Consider the following 14,211-nt stretch of genomic DNA (forward strand, 5'->3'; position numbering starts at 1 on the left):
AAGAATTCATAGATAAGTCTCCGAAGTGTCAACTTATCTCAGGACGGGACATTATTAAGTTTATAAAAAAGCCTCCGTATGGAGGCTTTTTTGCATCAATTTATTATTTGAGCTGAGGGCTGAGCGGGCTTAAATAGCCTTCCGGCTTAAGCGCTAGCAAATCACAATTCAGGCTGTCGATAGTATGTTCGGCTGTGTTACCGATAAAAACAGCTGACAAGCCGGTTCGGCCGGTTGTACCCAGAATCACAAGTTCAGCATCAAGCTCTTCAGCTACTTGCGGAATCACATCTTCAGGTAAGCCTTCAATAACATGGGTTTGTTCTTCAGGTAAGCCATGTTTATGACGAAGTGCTTTCATTGAGGTGAGGTGATGGCCTCGAACGGCATCAGTGTATGACGCCGGATCAAATTCAGGGAGTTCAATAGTAATGTTAACAGGTGTTGCCGGATAGGCATTGACCAGATTTACTTCGGCTTCCAGAGCTTTACCAATTGCAAGCGCTTCCGACACGATAGCATCATTAAGTTGATCATGAGTTTCACTATCTGCGGCTAAATTAACGCAAGCAATGATCTTACCGTTTTCAGGCCATTTATTTTCTTTCACCATTAGAACTGGGCAAGGACATTTACGTAGCAAATGCCAGTCGGTTGGGGTGAAGATGACAGAGCCGATTTTGTCATGATCATGAGTGGCTTTAACAACCAGGTCATGAGCATTGGCAAACACTTCAGCTATTACTGCCTCATAAGGGCGGTTGTGCCATACAACAGTAATCTCAATGTTTAGCCCTTCATCGGTATAGGGGCGAATTATATCTTTCAGCCATTCTTCTCTTTGCATAATGACGCCACGACGCATTGCCTGACGCTCATCGGCAGACAGCATTGATGTCATTTCATAAGAGAAGTCATAGATAGCGAGGAACAGGGTGATTTTCACATCCTGTGAATGTTGGACAAGATGTACAGCGCGAGACAATGCTGGCTGATTATCCTGGGCCGGATCGGCAACAACGAGAATATTATTATACTTGGTCATAGCAGCCCCCTTACACAAATGTGTTGGCATCAACACCAGTCTCTGAATCCTTCAATTGTAGGTATATATCTATAGCACCAATACCATTTTCCGCTGATAGATAAATCAGATTGGTATACTAACTGTAACGTATATGGGCAATTATAGGGAGCAGTGAGGGGGGATTAATATAAAAAAAGTGATACGGCTCATAGCTCGTATCACTTTCTTTGTAATAGAGAAATCAATTAGGAGGCGTTGTTTTTGCTTACACCGGCAAGGCGGGCCAGCTCTTCATGATCCAGAATAGTAATGTACTTACCTTTAACGCTCAGCATTTCAGATTTCTGGAAACGGCCAAGCAGGCGGCTGATAGTTTCAACCGTCAAACCAAGGTAGTTACCGATGTCACCACGTGTCATAGTCAGGCGGAATTCACGAGGGGAGAAGCCACGCTGAGAGAAACGCAGAGACAAGTTATATAGGAAAGCAGCCAGGCGCTCTTCTGCATTTTTCTTTGAAAGAAGCAGGATCATTTCCTGATCGCCTTTGATTTCGTTACTCATCAAACGCATGATTTGCTGACGTAGCTTCGGCATTTTACCGGACAGGTCATCAAGAATTTCGAATGGGATTTCACATACCATTGAAGTTTCAAGCGATTGAGCGAAACTTGGGTGCACCATCTCATTAATAGCATCGAAACCTACAAGGTCACCAGCCAGGTGGAAAGCTGTAATCTGCTCGTCACCTTGTTCTGTGATGGTGTAACTTTTGATAGTGCCGGAACGAATCGCGTACAGCGACTTTAGTTCATCACCAGCTTTGAAAAGCTCCTGTCCTTTCTGGATGGGCTTTTTCCGTTCAATAATTTGATCTAGTTGATCGAGCTCAGACTCATTTAACGTAAATGGAATACACAACTGACTAATACTGCAATCCTGACAGTGGATAGCACACCCACCTGACTGGATACGTTTGGTTGTAATTTTGTCTGAAATCATAAGCCTGTCTAACCAATTTGATGTAGGTCAATATTTTAACATATTATGAAGCAATATGACGAGTATTAAAAAAGCCTACAATAGCTGTTTGATTGCGATGTAACCAGTGTGAAGCCCATATGCTAATAACATCAACGCACTGGCGCGTTTAAAGTAGAGGCTCTTGAGCAAATTTTGTAGCTGTTGAGCCATCGAACCGACCAAAATCATTGCCGGAAGTGTTCCTAAACCGAAGGCAAACATAACTCCGGCACCTGAAATTGCACTTCCTGAAGCAGCTGCCCAACTTAGTGTTGAGTACACTAAGCCACATGGTAACCACCCCCAGAGAATCCCGAACGGCAGTGCCGCAAACGGGGATTTCAAAGGCAAAAACGACTTAGCAGTCGGCGAAATATAACGCCATAAAAACTGACCAGCTTGTTCGATTTTTGTAATGCCCAACCACCACTGGCCGATGTAAAGAGCCAGTAAAATCATCATGATAGCTGCAAATAAGCGCAGAGATATCAATGCTGAAGAGTAGCCGCTTAATGATGCAATACCAGCAAAAGCCCCACCGATAATAGCTCCGGCGACAGAGTAGGATACAAGGCGGCCGGCATTATAGCAGAATAAGTAAGGCCAGCGACCGGAATGTTGCTGACCTGGCATGCCGAGTGTCAATGCTGCCGCAACGCCGCCACACATTCCAAGGCAATGTCCGGCTCCCATTAACCCAATCATAAACGCGGCATATAAATCTATGTTCATTTCGCGTTATCACTCTTAGTTTCATGATTAGACTGAGATTTTTTCTGTTTCTCCGGCTTTTTGTCATCTTCGTCAAACAGGATCTCATACCCCTGTCGCTCGAGATCTTCAAACTGCTCATTCCGGACAGCCCAGAGAAAAATGCCGACAGCGATGCATACAAAAACGATCGCAATTGGTATTAACAAGTAAAGACTAGCCATTTTCTCTTAATAACCTTAAAGAATTTGATACAACTATGATTGAGCTGGCAGACATACCGACAACGGCGATATAAGGAGCAACAAAACCTGCAACAGCCAATGGTAAAATGACGAGGTTATAGCCCAACGCCCATGCCAGGTTCTCTCTAATAATTCTGCGAGTCTTCAATGCCAGTTCACGCGCACGCAGAATCCGAGCAAGTTGATCACCAAGCAGTACCATATCTGCGGAAGATTTCGCAACATCAGTACCGCCACCCATGGCGACAGAAAGGTGAGCACCGGCAAGAACAGGAGCATCATTAACACCGTCACCAATCATCAGGGCGATGTTGTCGTCACCTAGGCTTCGCAGATACTCCAGCTTACCTTCAGGAGTTGCCCCGGCAATAAGGTTATCGACTTTTAACTTATCAGCTACAAGCTGTGCATTAGCTGAATGGTCTCCGGTTAGCATGGTTACTTTAATACCGGATGCTTGGAACTTTTCGATCAGCTCTTTACTGTCATCACGGACAGGGTCTTCCAGTTTAAAGCCGGCAACCAGTTCGCTGTCACGACTTAACCAAACCTGAAACTGATTGTCACACTGTTCGAGAGTGATGTCTTTTTCCGGATTGTTTTCCAGAACAAACGCTGCCTGACCAATTCGCCATTCACGACCATTTAGTTTGCCTTTCAACCCTCGGCCTATGACATTCTCAACGTCATCAAACACCACATCGGAATTTCGGAAAGCAGTAAATGCTTTTGCGATAGGGTGATTAGCAAACCTTTCAAGCTCGGCTGCATAAGCTAATACGTCAGTTTTTGATATGTCACAGTGTAACCTGGTATCAACCAAGCGGATATTCCCTTCAGTCAGGGTTCCGGTTTTATCGATAATCAGTTGGTTAATTTTGCACAAAGTTTCGAGCACATGGCCGCGACGTAGCAAAATACCTAATCGACCTAGGCTTGATGTTGAACAAGTAATGGCTGTCGGCGTAGCCAGAGAAAGAGCACAAGGGCAGGTCGCAACCAACACCGCCAGAGTGATCCATAGTGCATTTTCCGGTTGTTGCTGATGCCAGTAAAGCCATGTGCCAGCTGCAATCACTAAAATTGCGCCAACAAAGTAACGAGCTACAACATCAGCCAGTTCGGCAACTTTTGGCTTAGAGGATTGAGCTTCATCCTGAAGGCGAACAATATTAGAGATCAGTGAGTTTTGCCTTTCTTTTATTACTCTGAGGGTAATATTGCCTTCGCCGTTAATAGTGCCGGCATATACCAGATCACCTTGTGTTCTCGGTACAGGCATTGGTTCCCCGGTTAGCATGGATTCATCAATAATCGTCTCACCCCGCAGGATTTCTCCGTCAGCAGGCAGGCTTTCACCTGGCAGAACCGTAATCACATCACCGATTTTTAATGTTTTCGCGGCGATCTGTGAACCATCTTCGAGCGTTGCCATTGTCGGAACCAGCTTCAGCAGGTTGGCACTGGCAGCAGCTGCTTGTCGACGTGCCCGCATTTCAAGAAAGCGCCCGAGTAATAAGAAGAAGGTAAACATCGAAACAGATTCGAAGAACACTTCACCTTGTTCTGTGACTGTCGCGTAGAAGCTGGCGATATAAGCAAAGAGCAGGGCAATAGAGACCGGCACATCCATACCCAGAGTACGGGCCCGCAAATTTCGCCAGGCATTCAAGTAAAAAGGTAGAGCAGAATAGAGCAGTACAGGCGTAGCAAAAATCAGGCTGACCCAACGAAGGTAATTTTTAAACTCAGTATCTAAGTCGCCAAAGATTTCAAAATAAAGAGCAATAGCCAGCATCATTACCTGCATGGTCGCCAGTCCAGCAATGCCGAGGCGATACAGGTAGGTTTTCATGGTGCGATGATATTGCTGCTCCTGTGCATCTGCTTCAAAAGGTGCAGCTTTGTAGCCGAGTTGATGAATAACAGAAAGAAGGTGGCTCAGTTTAGCTGTTTCAGGATCCCAGTTCAGTAAAGCACGGTGAGTAGTGGTATTTACCCGGATAGAAACAACGCCCGGCTCGCGCATTAATTGTTTTTCAATCAGCCATGCACAGGCGGCGCAGGAAACTCCGTCTAAAGAAAGAGAGACTTCTTTACTGTTTTCGGTATCACGAACAAATTCCTGCTGGATTTCTTCATGATCATAAAGAAGAAGCGATTGAAGTTGCTGCGGCACAAGATCGGCTTTTTCCGCAGGTGCAGTTCGGTATTCATAATAAGAGGTCAGGCCGCTATCCACGATAGTTTGGGCGACCGCTTCACAACCCGGGCAGCACATCTCGCGCATTTCACCCAGGATTTCAACCTGAAGGTGGCAATCTCTGGGAACAGGATCGCCACAGTGGTAACAGTTTTTTGTCATTCCTTAACCTGCCCGTACAACGCAATCGGGTCAGATGTTGGCAGGCTAACGCGCCCTTGCAACATCCAGTCACCATCAAATGACTCAAGCTCAACAAACCATGGCCCTTCCAGTTCTTCCGGGGACTGGAAACGGTAGGTGCCTTTTAAATCAGCGCTGACCATTTGAGTAAAATCTTTATCGGATAGAGTTCGGTGGGTAAAAGTGACTCGCAGGTTAGGGTAACTGTTGAGATCACCTTTATTGAAATTCACGACGACGACTTTGTCGGCGACGCTGACAGAAGCTTTCAAATTAAGTGCGTCGGCCACACGAAGACGAGAAAGGTCCAGGTTAATGGCTTTGCCTTTCTTGTAATAGTCCTCTGCAACAAGGTCGACCTGGTTTTGAGAAAAGATATAGACGGCAGTTAGGCTATAGAATATCGAAATTGCAGGAATGGCAAAAACGAACCAAGGCCAGAACTGCTTATACCATGGTCTACGCATAATGTTTTCCTTTGACGCTTTGCTGGAAAGGGCCCCTGAAAGGTATCAGGGGCTTTTTCTTATGTCTCAGTTTTTATTGATAATTTCACATCCAATGTGTAACTGAGTATGAATGGCGGTGTTATTTATCAGTATCGTTGCTCAAGCCCCAGACATAGGCAGAAATCAGCTGAATTTTGTCTTCACCCAGAATATCTTTCCATGCTGGCATCACGCCTTGACGGCCGTGAACAATTGTTGCCTCAACAGCGCGGCGGGAACCGCCATACAGCCAAGTGTTATCTGTCAGGTCCGGAGCACCAAAGGCAGGGTTACCTTTACCGTCTGTACCGTGACAGGCTGCACACACAACAAAACGTTGCTTACCGGCAGCAGCTTCTTTAGCGTTTACCTTACGACCAGAGAGGCTCAGTACATAGCTGGTGACTTCTTTAACACCGTCTTTGCCTAACGTATCTATCCAGGCTGGCATGACACCAATACGGCCTTGCATTACGGTTGTTTTAATGGTTTCTGCTTCACCGCCATACAACCATGCGCCGTCACCCAAGTTAGGGTAGCCTAGCTGACCGCGGGCATCCGAGCCGTGGCACTGCGCACAGTTTTGGATGAACAGACGCTGGCCGACTTTGATTGCTTCAGGATCAGCTGCAATTTTTGTGATAGGGCGGAGAGCGTTGCCTGATTCGTCATAAGCAAGGGTCTTAAAGGTTTCTCCGAATCGCGCCTCGGCATCATCCAGCTCTTTAGCATACTGGTTCAATTGCTGACCTTGCTGTGCATCGGCAATAGACGTTTTAGATTGTTCTATTGAGCGAACAGTTTGATCAGAGCTTTGCCAGCCTAATAAGCCTTTGAAGTTCCCCAGCCCCGGATACAGAGCAAGATACAGAAGGCCAAAGATGATGGTGCCCCAAAACATGTAGGACCACCATTTCGGCAGCGGATTGTTAATTTCACGAATACCGTCGTATTCGTGCCCCATGTCTTCACCTTCCTCAACACCCATTTTATCTTTGGTACACCAGATAAGAATGGCGGCGATACCCGCAAAGGTGCCAAGCGTGATGATGATTATCCATAGACTCCAGAATGTAGTCATGCTTCCTTGCTCCTGTCTTTCTCACGCGTTGCCGAATCTTTTTCTTCATCGGCAAAAATAAGGTTGGCAGCTTCTTCGAAACGAGGTTTCTGGCGCTTGCTGTATGCCCAGAGGACGATACCGATAAAGCAAACGAACAAAAGAACAGTCCAAATGCTGTGAATGGTTCCAATATCCATAGCACCTCCTTATTTCATTGCGTGACCAAGCGACTGAAGGTAAGCAATGATTGCATCCATTTCAGTCTTGCCTTTAACTTCTTCTCCGGCATTGGCGATTTGCTCTTCAGTGTATGGAACACCGAAGACTTCGCTGAATACCGACAGCTTTTTAGAAGTCAGTTCGCCATCAAGCACGTTTTCTTCCAGCCAAGGGAAGGCTGGCATATTCGACTCAGGAACAACAGCTCGCGGATCACGCAGGTGAACACGGTGCCAGTCGTCAGAATAACGACCGCCTACACGAGCCAGATCTGGACCGGTACGCTTAGAGCCCCAAAGGAACGGGTGTTCCCAGACACTTTCACCGGCAACAGAGTAGTGGCCATAACGTTCTGTTTCTGAACGGAACGGACGTACCATTTGGCTGTGGCAGACATTACAGCCTTCACGGATGTAAATATCACGACCTTCCATTTCCAGCGCAGTATAAGGACGAAGATTATCAACCGGCTCGGTCGTCTGGTCCTGATAGAGCAGTGGCGTAATTTCTACCAACGCACCGAAGCTGATGGCAACCACGATAAGGATTGCCAGAAGGCCGACATTTTTTTCTACAATTTCATGACGATTATTAGCCATTGTCGGAACTCCTTATGCTGGTTGCTCAGTTGCTTTCAGGCTTTCGTTTGGTGCAGCAATTGTCTTATAGGCGTTGTACGCCATCAGGCACATACCAGCCAGGAAGATTGCACCGCCTACAAAGCGAACAAAGTAGAATGGATAAGAAGCTTGCAGAGATTCCACGAAGCTATAAGTCAACGTACCGTCAGTATTAACCGCACGCCACATCAGACCCTGCATAACACCGGAAATCCACATTGCAACGATGTAAAGAACTGTACCGATAGTTGCCAGCCAGAAGTGAACGTTGATCAACTTGATTGAATACATACGTTCCTGGTTGAACAGTTTCGGAATCAGATGGTAAACCGCACCGATTGAAACCATGGCAACCCAGCCTAATGCACCAGAGTGTACGTGACCGATAGTCCAGTCGGTGTAGTGGGACAGGGCGTTAACAGTCTTAATCGACATCATCGGACCTTCGAAGGTAGACATGCCATAGAACGACAGCGATACCACCAGGAATCGAAGGATTGGGTCATAGCGAAGTTTGTGCCATGCACCGGACAGCGTCATGATACCGTTGATCATCCCGCCCCATGACGGAGCAAAAAGGACCAGCGACATCACCATACCCAGTGACTGTGTCCAGTCCGGCAGGGCTGTATAGTGCAGGTGGTGAGGGCCGGCCCAGATATAAAGGGAAACCAGAGCCCAAAAGTGAACGATAGAAAGACGGTAAGAGTAAACAGGGCGACCTGCTTGCTTAGGTACGAAGTAGTACATCATACCCAGGAAGCCGGCAGTCAGAAGGAAACCTACCGCGTTGTGTCCGTACCACCACTGAATCATTGCATCCACTGCACCGGAATAAACCGAATATGATTTAGTCATGGAGACAGGAATTGCCATGCTGTTCACTATGTGGAGGACAGCGACCGTGAGAATGAAGGCGCCAAAAAACCAGTTCGCAACATAGATATGCGATGTGTTTCTTTTGATCATGGTGCCGAAGAAGACAATGGCATAGGAAACCCAGACAACTGCAATCGCGATATCAATCGGCCACTCCAGCTCTGCGTATTCTTTACCAGACGTCCATCCTAAAGGCAGCGAAATTGCCGCAGCCAGGATGATGGCTTGCCAGCCCCAAAAGGTGAACGATGCTAACTTGCCACCGAAGAGAGTGGTTTGACAGGTACGCTGAACTACGTAATAAGACGTAGCAAAAAGCGCACTGGTACCGAAAGCGAAAATCACCGCGTTAGTGTGCAGTGGCCGCAAACGGCTGTATGTCAACCATGGGGTGTCGAAGTTAAGCGCCGGCCAAACCAGTTGAGCGGCAATCAATACACCAACGCCCATCCCGACAATTCCCCATAAAATTGTTGCCAGGGTGAATTGACGAACGACCGTATAGTTGTAGTTTTGTTCAAGCTGCTTTACTTGGCTCATGTTGCATGCTTCCAATTTGAATTGTTGAACTACACTCGTTTTCCTTGTGCGAACAACTAGTTGCCGCAATGCCACCCAAAGCTTATTTAAAGGACCTTGCCGTTTTTTAACAACTCAGTTTTAAATTGCTATTTTGTTGTAAAAGTGGCATTTTCAGTGCACATAATACTTGACTTAATCGGTTAATGACAGCGTTTAATCCACATTGTGTTTACGGTTAAGCAACATTTATGTGAAAACTTTGAACCCAGTAACACATAAAAGTAACGGAAAATCATGGCTGCAGAGAAATTAACCAAAGCTAGATTGATTCAAATCTTGTTTTTAATGACAGTGTTGATAACAGCATTTGTTTGGAGAACAGTAACCTATGATGACAATCAGCCAGTAGATGAAACTGCTGTCCGCTGTCAGATTACCGCAGAATCTTGTGTCATCGAAGGGCGGGAAAATGGTATTGATTTGACGCTTCAGCCATTCCCGGCAAAGGCAAATTCAGAGCTTGTTATACAAATTGGTAACGTAAATGTAAAACCAGTTGCGACCGTCGAAGGGGTTAACATGTACATGGGTACTATCCCTGTGATTTTCGAGCAAAAAGAAAACAGCTGGTTAGGAAAGTTCAGTGTACCGGAGTGTGTTCACGACAAAATGGCTTGGGCTATTACCCTTAAGCAGGGAGATAAGATGGTAATTGCGGATTTCACAGTAGAAAAGTAGTTACTAATAGGATAGTTACCGCCCAAGAGTAAAGGTTTGGAGGCTTGGCAGCCCAAGTCTCCAAACTAAGCACTTATTCAGCATAAATCATCTTCTTTGTCATTCCACCGTCAATCACAAAATTCTGACCGGTAACAAAGCCGGATTCCTTGCTCAGCAGAAAAAACACCATTGCTGCGATGTCTTCAACATTTCCGACCCGACCGGCAGGGTGTTGACTGTGATCAATTGCCCGCAACTCTTCATTGGTGGTATCAATCCAGCCCGGTGAGACACAGTTAATCCTCACGTCAGGGCCGACACTTGTCGCCATCGCATGCGTAAGGGATACCAACCCGCCTTTTGATGCGCAGTAAGCTTCAGTATTCGGTTCCGACTGCACGGCGCGTGTTGACGCAATATTGACTACAGCACCGTGATTAGTTCTTAGCATTGGCAAGCAAAGCTTAGTGACAATCATTGGAGCTGTCAGGTTTACTGAAATCACCTTGTTCCAGTCGTAGATATCTAAATCTTCAAGCGGCGTATTATACGGGTTGGCAATGGCAGCATTATTAACCACACCATCAATCCTGCCGAATTGCTCATGTATTTCATGAATGACTGCGGCCATTTCTGATTCAGAGGTAACATCAGCCTGTTTAAATCTTATTTTCGGATTCGCAGCAACCAGTTCAAATCCGGCATCTTCATCTATATCTACAGCAACAACAATCATGTTTTTGTTACTTAGATAGTCGCAAATACCTTTTCCGATCCCCTTGGCGCCACCGGTGACTAGAACGACAGAATTCTTCATGACTCCCTTCACTAAATTAGAAGTTGAATGCTTTCATAGGTTAACGTTATAGATTGAACTAACTTTAGTTATAAATTCATAAAATAAGCTTTACCTAGCTGATTACAAATACAAAAGTGGCTATTATTGAAGCTACGCATAAAAATAAATACGAACTCATGGACATAGCCACTAGTTTTTCTGCATTTCATTCGACAAGTGACGCAGTTTTAGACGCAATTCGCAAACTGAAGGGTAAAATAGCCAATCCAAGGCTGATCCTTGTTTACTTTTCAGAAAATTACGACGACGCATTCATTCAACAATCACTTACCACCGAGTTTCCGGACGCTCAGATCTTAGGTTGTACGTCATGTCAGGGCGTTATGACCGATGAAGGCTATTACCCAGGAGAGGGGATCGCACTTTGGGCTATGTGCGATTATAACGGGGCTTTCGGAAGTGCGATTGTTTCTACTAATCAAGCGCCATATGAAATGGCGCGCCAGGCATTGCTCAAAGCAATTGAAAACGGAGGTCGTCCCGGCGAGCTTCCGGCATTAATATTGCTTCATGCCAGTCCAGGGCATGAAGAAGAAGTGATTAAAGGTATCGAAGACGAACTAGGGCTTTCTGTGCCAATCATCGGGGGCAGTGCTGCAGACGACAATGTCCAGGGCAACTGGAAGTTGTTTACTCATGATCAGCGTTGCCAGGAAGGGGTTGGATTATGTGTACTTTACCCATCTTGTAATATCAGTTACTCATTCCACTCCGGTTATGCCAGCACAGGGCTGAGCGCAATTGCCACAAAAACCGAAGGGCGTGAGCTGATTGAGCTGAATAACAAGCCGGCCGCTGATGTATATCAGTCTTGGCTCGGACAACCGCTTTCTTATGAAAACAGTATTGTCTCAAAGAGTAGCCTGAACCCTTTAGGACGTATTGCCGGCAAGGTTCATGATCTTCCTTACTTTAAACTTGCACATCTTCTCAAAATGACACCACGCGGGGGTATCGAGTTGTTTGCAACGGTGGAAGAGGGTGAAGAGCTGTTTTTCATGGAAGGAACCAAAGAACGTTTGATTACTCGGGCTGGCAGGGTAATTGACTCTGCATTTGATATTGGCAGCGCAAGTCGAGAGCTCGATCCTGTAGGCGGTATCACAGTTTACTGTGCCGGTTGCATGCTCCAGGTTCAGGATCGTATGGAAGAGGTCGCTGAACATGTCAATAAAGCGATGCATTATGCGCCTTTTGTTTGTCCGTTTACATTCGGTGAACAAGGGCAATTTATTGGCGGTGAAAATGCACATGGAAATCTGATGATTTCTGCGGTTTTATTCCACAGGGACTAGCTCATGCCAGGTTATGAATCTGAAAAACTACAAGAAACCTTACTGGACCTGATGCGAAGTCAGGAGCGGGAGAAGCAGCTTCGTGAAGAGAACGCTGCTATTCTCGCCGGGATTTCCGCCATGGCAGGGGCAAATAATAAACGTCAGGTTTTCAACAGCTTACTGACTGTGCTTCATAAGTATATCGGTTTTGAACATGCGTTGGTTTTAACTCGTGAAGATGAAACGTCGCCATTAAAAGAATTGGTAACCACATGTCAGTGCTTTGAATCAAGCACCTGGCCAATCAACCATACATTTATAAGAAGTATGAATGGTGAAAGCATCGCTTTGTTTGATCCGGACAAAGTGAATGAGTTCAGAGGCCTGCCAGACAATATGCTGCAATATTGCAAATCTGTGCTGCTTACTGGCGTAAAAGTCAGTTCCGGTGATGCTGTTCTTATTTTCCTTCACTCAGAGCGTGGACAGTTTCCACCTCAGAGTCGTCGTGTACTTGATCGCTTTCGACCACTGTTGGAGCGTGCCATTATCGATATCGATTATCGTGAACGTCTGCAATCATTGGTAACAGCACGGACGGTTGAACTAACACATAGTCAGCAACGTTTTCGGGATTTTGCGAAAACCGTCGGTGACTGGTTCTGGGAAATCGATACCAACTTTCAATTTACTTATATTTCGTCCCCAAACCTTGCGAACCATGTCATTGATAATGAATGTATTTTCGATATTTTTGATGGCCACTCAGAGTTAAAGAAAGAACTTAAAGCCCGGCTGGAAAAGAAAGTACCGTTTGAGGATCTCGAATGGCAGCTACCAGAGAGTGAAGGGGGGACATGGTTCAGTTTCAGTGGAACTCCTTATTTCAGTAAGCAGGGCAAACTTCAGGGCTTTCGTGGCACAGCCAAAGACATAACACACAGGAAAAAGCAGCTGTTTGAGTTGCAGGAAGCTCGCAAACAGGCAGAATCAGCGAATAAAGCAAAATCACAATTCCTTGCGATGATGAGCCATGAGATCCGAACACCACTGAATGCAGTTCTGGGTCTGATGGAAACTCTTGCAGACTCGGGCCTTAATAGTGAGCAAAAAGGCTGGATTGACTACATGGAACAATCAGCCCAGCTCTTGCTTACTATTATCAATGATATTCTTGATTTATCACGAATTGAATCCGGCAACTTTGAACTGTTTAATGCTGAAATGCGACCGGCAGATAGCATCAACCTTGTAGTCAATCAGCTTAAAGAACAAGCCAGGAAAAAAGATATTTCGCTCACATCGTACATTTCACCAGATGTGCCTGAAGTGATGATTGGCGATAAAAACAGAATTTCTCAGGTAATGTTTAACCTAATTGGTAACGCAATTAAATTTACCAATCAGGGCTATGTATCTGTTAACGTTACCAGAGATGCAAACCATATTGTGATAGCAGTTAAAGATACAGGTATTGGTATTGCACCTGAAGCGCAGAAAAACTTATTTAATCCGTTTATTCAGGCGGATGGCAGCATCACCAGGCGCTACGGTGGTACAGGTTTAGGATTGGCTATCAGCCAGCACTTAATCAACAAAATGAATGGACGAATAACGCTGCAAAGTGAACTTGATAAAGGCAGTTGTTTTACTGTTTATATACCGATCCCGATTCAGACATTAGCTGCAATACCAACGCAGATAGTTCAAACACCAAGACTGGAAAAATCCCTCAAGATTTTGTTGGCTGAAGACAGCAATACCAATCAACTGGTTGCTAAACTGATGCTTGAAAAGCGTGGTCATCAGGTCAAAATTGCCAATAATGGTGAAGAAGCTATAGAGCTCCTGAAACTGAAGAGAAATAGTTTCGATATAGTGTTAATGGATATATCGATGCCGGTTCTGGATGGCTTAGAAGCGACAAGGCAGTTGCGCAGGAGTAATTACGATATACCGATTATCGCATTAACAGCAAATGCAATGCAGTCTGATCAAGAAGAATATAAACGAGCTGGCATGGACGGGTTTCTTGCTAAACCAATACAACCGATGGAGCTCAACCTGATGTTAGATAAATATCAGGGGTTGATGATGACAGGCTCTTAATTAATGCTCTGATGAAATCAGATATAAACAAAAACGCCAGACACTAAGTCTGGCGTTTTTGTTA

14 protein-coding genes are annotated in these 14,211 nt (G+C 45.5%); 3 read left to right on the top strand and 11 right to left on the bottom strand.

Features of this window, described 5'->3' with window-relative positions; genetic code table 11:
- Positions 1-103: 103 nt before the first annotated feature.
- The 10 genes from uspE to ccoN form a co-directional block, all read right to left on the bottom strand.
- Positions 104-1,045, bottom strand: a complete 942-nt coding sequence (uspE, locus tag C942_RS16500) for a universal stress protein UspE (protein WP_036800649.1) — start codon at positions 1,043-1,045, stop codon at positions 104-106.
- A gap of 227 nt (positions 1,046-1,272) precedes the next feature.
- Positions 1,273-2,028 carry an FNR family transcription factor gene (locus C942_RS16505; RefSeq protein WP_007467769.1) on the bottom strand — a complete coding sequence of 252 codons (756 nt, stop codon included), beginning with the start codon at positions 2,026-2,028 and terminating at the stop codon, positions 1,273-1,275.
- 75 nt (positions 2,029-2,103) lie between these two features.
- Positions 2,104-2,781: a sulfite exporter TauE/SafE family protein gene (locus C942_RS16510; protein WP_007467771.1), complete on the bottom strand. Its 678-nt coding sequence runs from the start codon at positions 2,779-2,781 to the stop codon at positions 2,104-2,106.
- A complete protein-coding gene (ccoS, locus tag C942_RS16515) occupies positions 2,778-2,984 on the bottom strand; it encodes a cbb3-type cytochrome oxidase assembly protein CcoS (protein ID WP_007467773.1) in 207 nt (68 codons plus the stop codon). The genes C942_RS16510 and ccoS overlap by 4 nt, the downstream gene beginning before the upstream one ends.
- On the bottom strand, positions 2,977-5,370 hold the full coding sequence (locus C942_RS16520; protein WP_007467775.1) for a heavy metal translocating P-type ATPase: 2,394 nt from the start codon (positions 5,368-5,370) through the stop codon (positions 2,977-2,979). Before C942_RS16520 ends, ccoS begins: the two co-directional genes overlap by 8 nt.
- Positions 5,367-5,858, bottom strand: a complete 492-nt coding sequence (locus C942_RS16525; protein ID WP_007467777.1) for a FixH family protein — start codon at positions 5,856-5,858, stop codon at positions 5,367-5,369. Before C942_RS16525 ends, C942_RS16520 begins: the two co-directional genes overlap by 4 nt.
- Positions 5,859-5,979: 121 nt before the next feature.
- On the bottom strand, positions 5,980-6,960 hold the full coding sequence (ccoP, locus tag C942_RS16530; protein WP_007467779.1) for a cytochrome-c oxidase, cbb3-type subunit III: 981 nt from the start codon (positions 6,958-6,960) through the stop codon (positions 5,980-5,982).
- Positions 6,957-7,139 (bottom strand): cbb3-type cytochrome oxidase subunit 3, encoded by a 183-nt coding sequence (locus tag C942_RS16535; RefSeq protein ID WP_007467781.1) that lies wholly within the window; start codon positions 7,137-7,139, stop codon positions 6,957-6,959. The genes ccoP and C942_RS16535 overlap by 4 nt, the downstream gene beginning before the upstream one ends.
- Positions 7,140-7,148: 9 nt before the next feature.
- Entirely contained in the window at positions 7,149-7,760 is a 612-nt protein-coding gene (gene ccoO / locus C942_RS16540) for a cytochrome-c oxidase, cbb3-type subunit II (protein WP_007467783.1), read from the bottom strand.
- 12 nt (positions 7,761-7,772) lie between these two features.
- Positions 7,773-9,200 carry a cytochrome-c oxidase, cbb3-type subunit I gene (ccoN, locus tag C942_RS16545; RefSeq protein WP_007467785.1) on the bottom strand — a complete coding sequence of 476 codons (1,428 nt, stop codon included), beginning with the start codon at positions 9,198-9,200 and terminating at the stop codon, positions 7,773-7,775.
- Between the two features lie 276 nt (positions 9,201-9,476).
- Between ccoN and C942_RS16550 the strand changes: the two genes are divergently transcribed.
- Positions 9,477-9,920 (top strand): hypothetical protein, encoded by a 444-nt coding sequence (locus C942_RS16550; RefSeq protein ID WP_007467786.1) that lies wholly within the window; start codon positions 9,477-9,479, stop codon positions 9,918-9,920.
- Positions 9,921-9,993: 73 nt separating this feature from the next.
- On the opposite strand, the gene C942_RS16555 is transcribed toward C942_RS16550, so the two are convergent.
- Entirely contained in the window at positions 9,994-10,719 is a 726-nt protein-coding gene (locus tag C942_RS16555) for an SDR family oxidoreductase (protein ID WP_007467789.1), read from the bottom strand.
- 158 nt (positions 10,720-10,877) lie between these two features.
- On the opposite strand from C942_RS16555, the gene C942_RS16560 reads away from it, so the two are divergent.
- Together C942_RS16560 and C942_RS16565 are read left to right on the top strand one after the other, a co-directional pair.
- Entirely contained in the window at positions 10,878-12,056 is a 1,179-nt protein-coding gene (locus C942_RS16560; protein WP_036800652.1) for an FIST signal transduction protein, read from the top strand.
- Between the two features lie 3 nt (positions 12,057-12,059).
- Entirely contained in the window at positions 12,060-14,147 is a 2,088-nt protein-coding gene (locus C942_RS16565; RefSeq protein WP_007467793.1) for an ATP-binding protein, read from the top strand.
- Positions 14,148-14,211: the final 64 nt, after the last annotated feature.

The sequence above is a fragment of the Photobacterium marinum genome, from assembly GCF_000331515.1.
Lineage (GTDB): Bacteria > Pseudomonadota > Gammaproteobacteria > Enterobacterales > Vibrionaceae > Photobacterium > Photobacterium marinum.

Excerpts from the sequence above, each read along its gene's own strand:
- C942_RS16560 (WP_036800652.1), top strand. The coding sequence starts at position 10,878 with ATGGACATAGCCACTAGTTTTTCTGCATTTCATTCGACAAGTGACGCA.
- ccoP (WP_007467779.1), bottom strand. The coding sequence starts at position 6,960 with ATGACTACATTCTGGAGTCTATGGATAATCATCATCACGCTTGGCACC.
- C942_RS16565 (WP_007467793.1), top strand. The coding sequence starts at position 12,060 with ATGCCAGGTTATGAATCTGAAAAACTACAAGAAACCTTACTGGACCTG.
- C942_RS16535 (WP_007467781.1), bottom strand. The coding sequence starts at position 7,139 with ATGGATATTGGAACCATTCACAGCATTTGGACTGTTCTTTTGTTCGTT.
- ccoN (WP_007467785.1), bottom strand. The coding sequence starts at position 9,200 with ATGAGCCAAGTAAAGCAGCTTGAACAAAACTACAACTATACGGTCGTT.
- C942_RS16520 (WP_007467775.1), bottom strand. The coding sequence starts at position 5,370 with ATGACAAAAAACTGTTACCACTGTGGCGATCCTGTTCCCAGAGATTGC.
- C942_RS16555 (WP_007467789.1), bottom strand. The coding sequence starts at position 10,719 with ATGAAGAATTCTGTCGTTCTAGTCACCGGTGGCGCCAAGGGGATCGGA.
- C942_RS16525 (WP_007467777.1), bottom strand. The coding sequence starts at position 5,858 with ATGCGTAGACCATGGTATAAGCAGTTCTGGCCTTGGTTCGTTTTTGCC.
- C942_RS16550 (WP_007467786.1), top strand. The coding sequence starts at position 9,477 with ATGGCTGCAGAGAAATTAACCAAAGCTAGATTGATTCAAATCTTGTTT.
- C942_RS16505 (WP_007467769.1), bottom strand. The coding sequence starts at position 2,028 with ATGATTTCAGACAAAATTACAACCAAACGTATCCAGTCAGGTGGGTGT.
- uspE (WP_036800649.1), bottom strand. The coding sequence starts at position 1,045 with ATGACCAAGTATAATAATATTCTCGTTGTTGCCGATCCGGCCCAGGAT.
- C942_RS16510 (WP_007467771.1), bottom strand. The coding sequence starts at position 2,781 with ATGAACATAGATTTATATGCCGCGTTTATGATTGGGTTAATGGGAGCC.
- ccoO (WP_007467783.1), bottom strand. The coding sequence starts at position 7,760 with ATGGCTAATAATCGTCATGAAATTGTAGAAAAAAATGTCGGCCTTCTG.
- ccoS (WP_007467773.1), bottom strand. The coding sequence starts at position 2,984 with ATGGCTAGTCTTTACTTGTTAATACCAATTGCGATCGTTTTTGTATGC.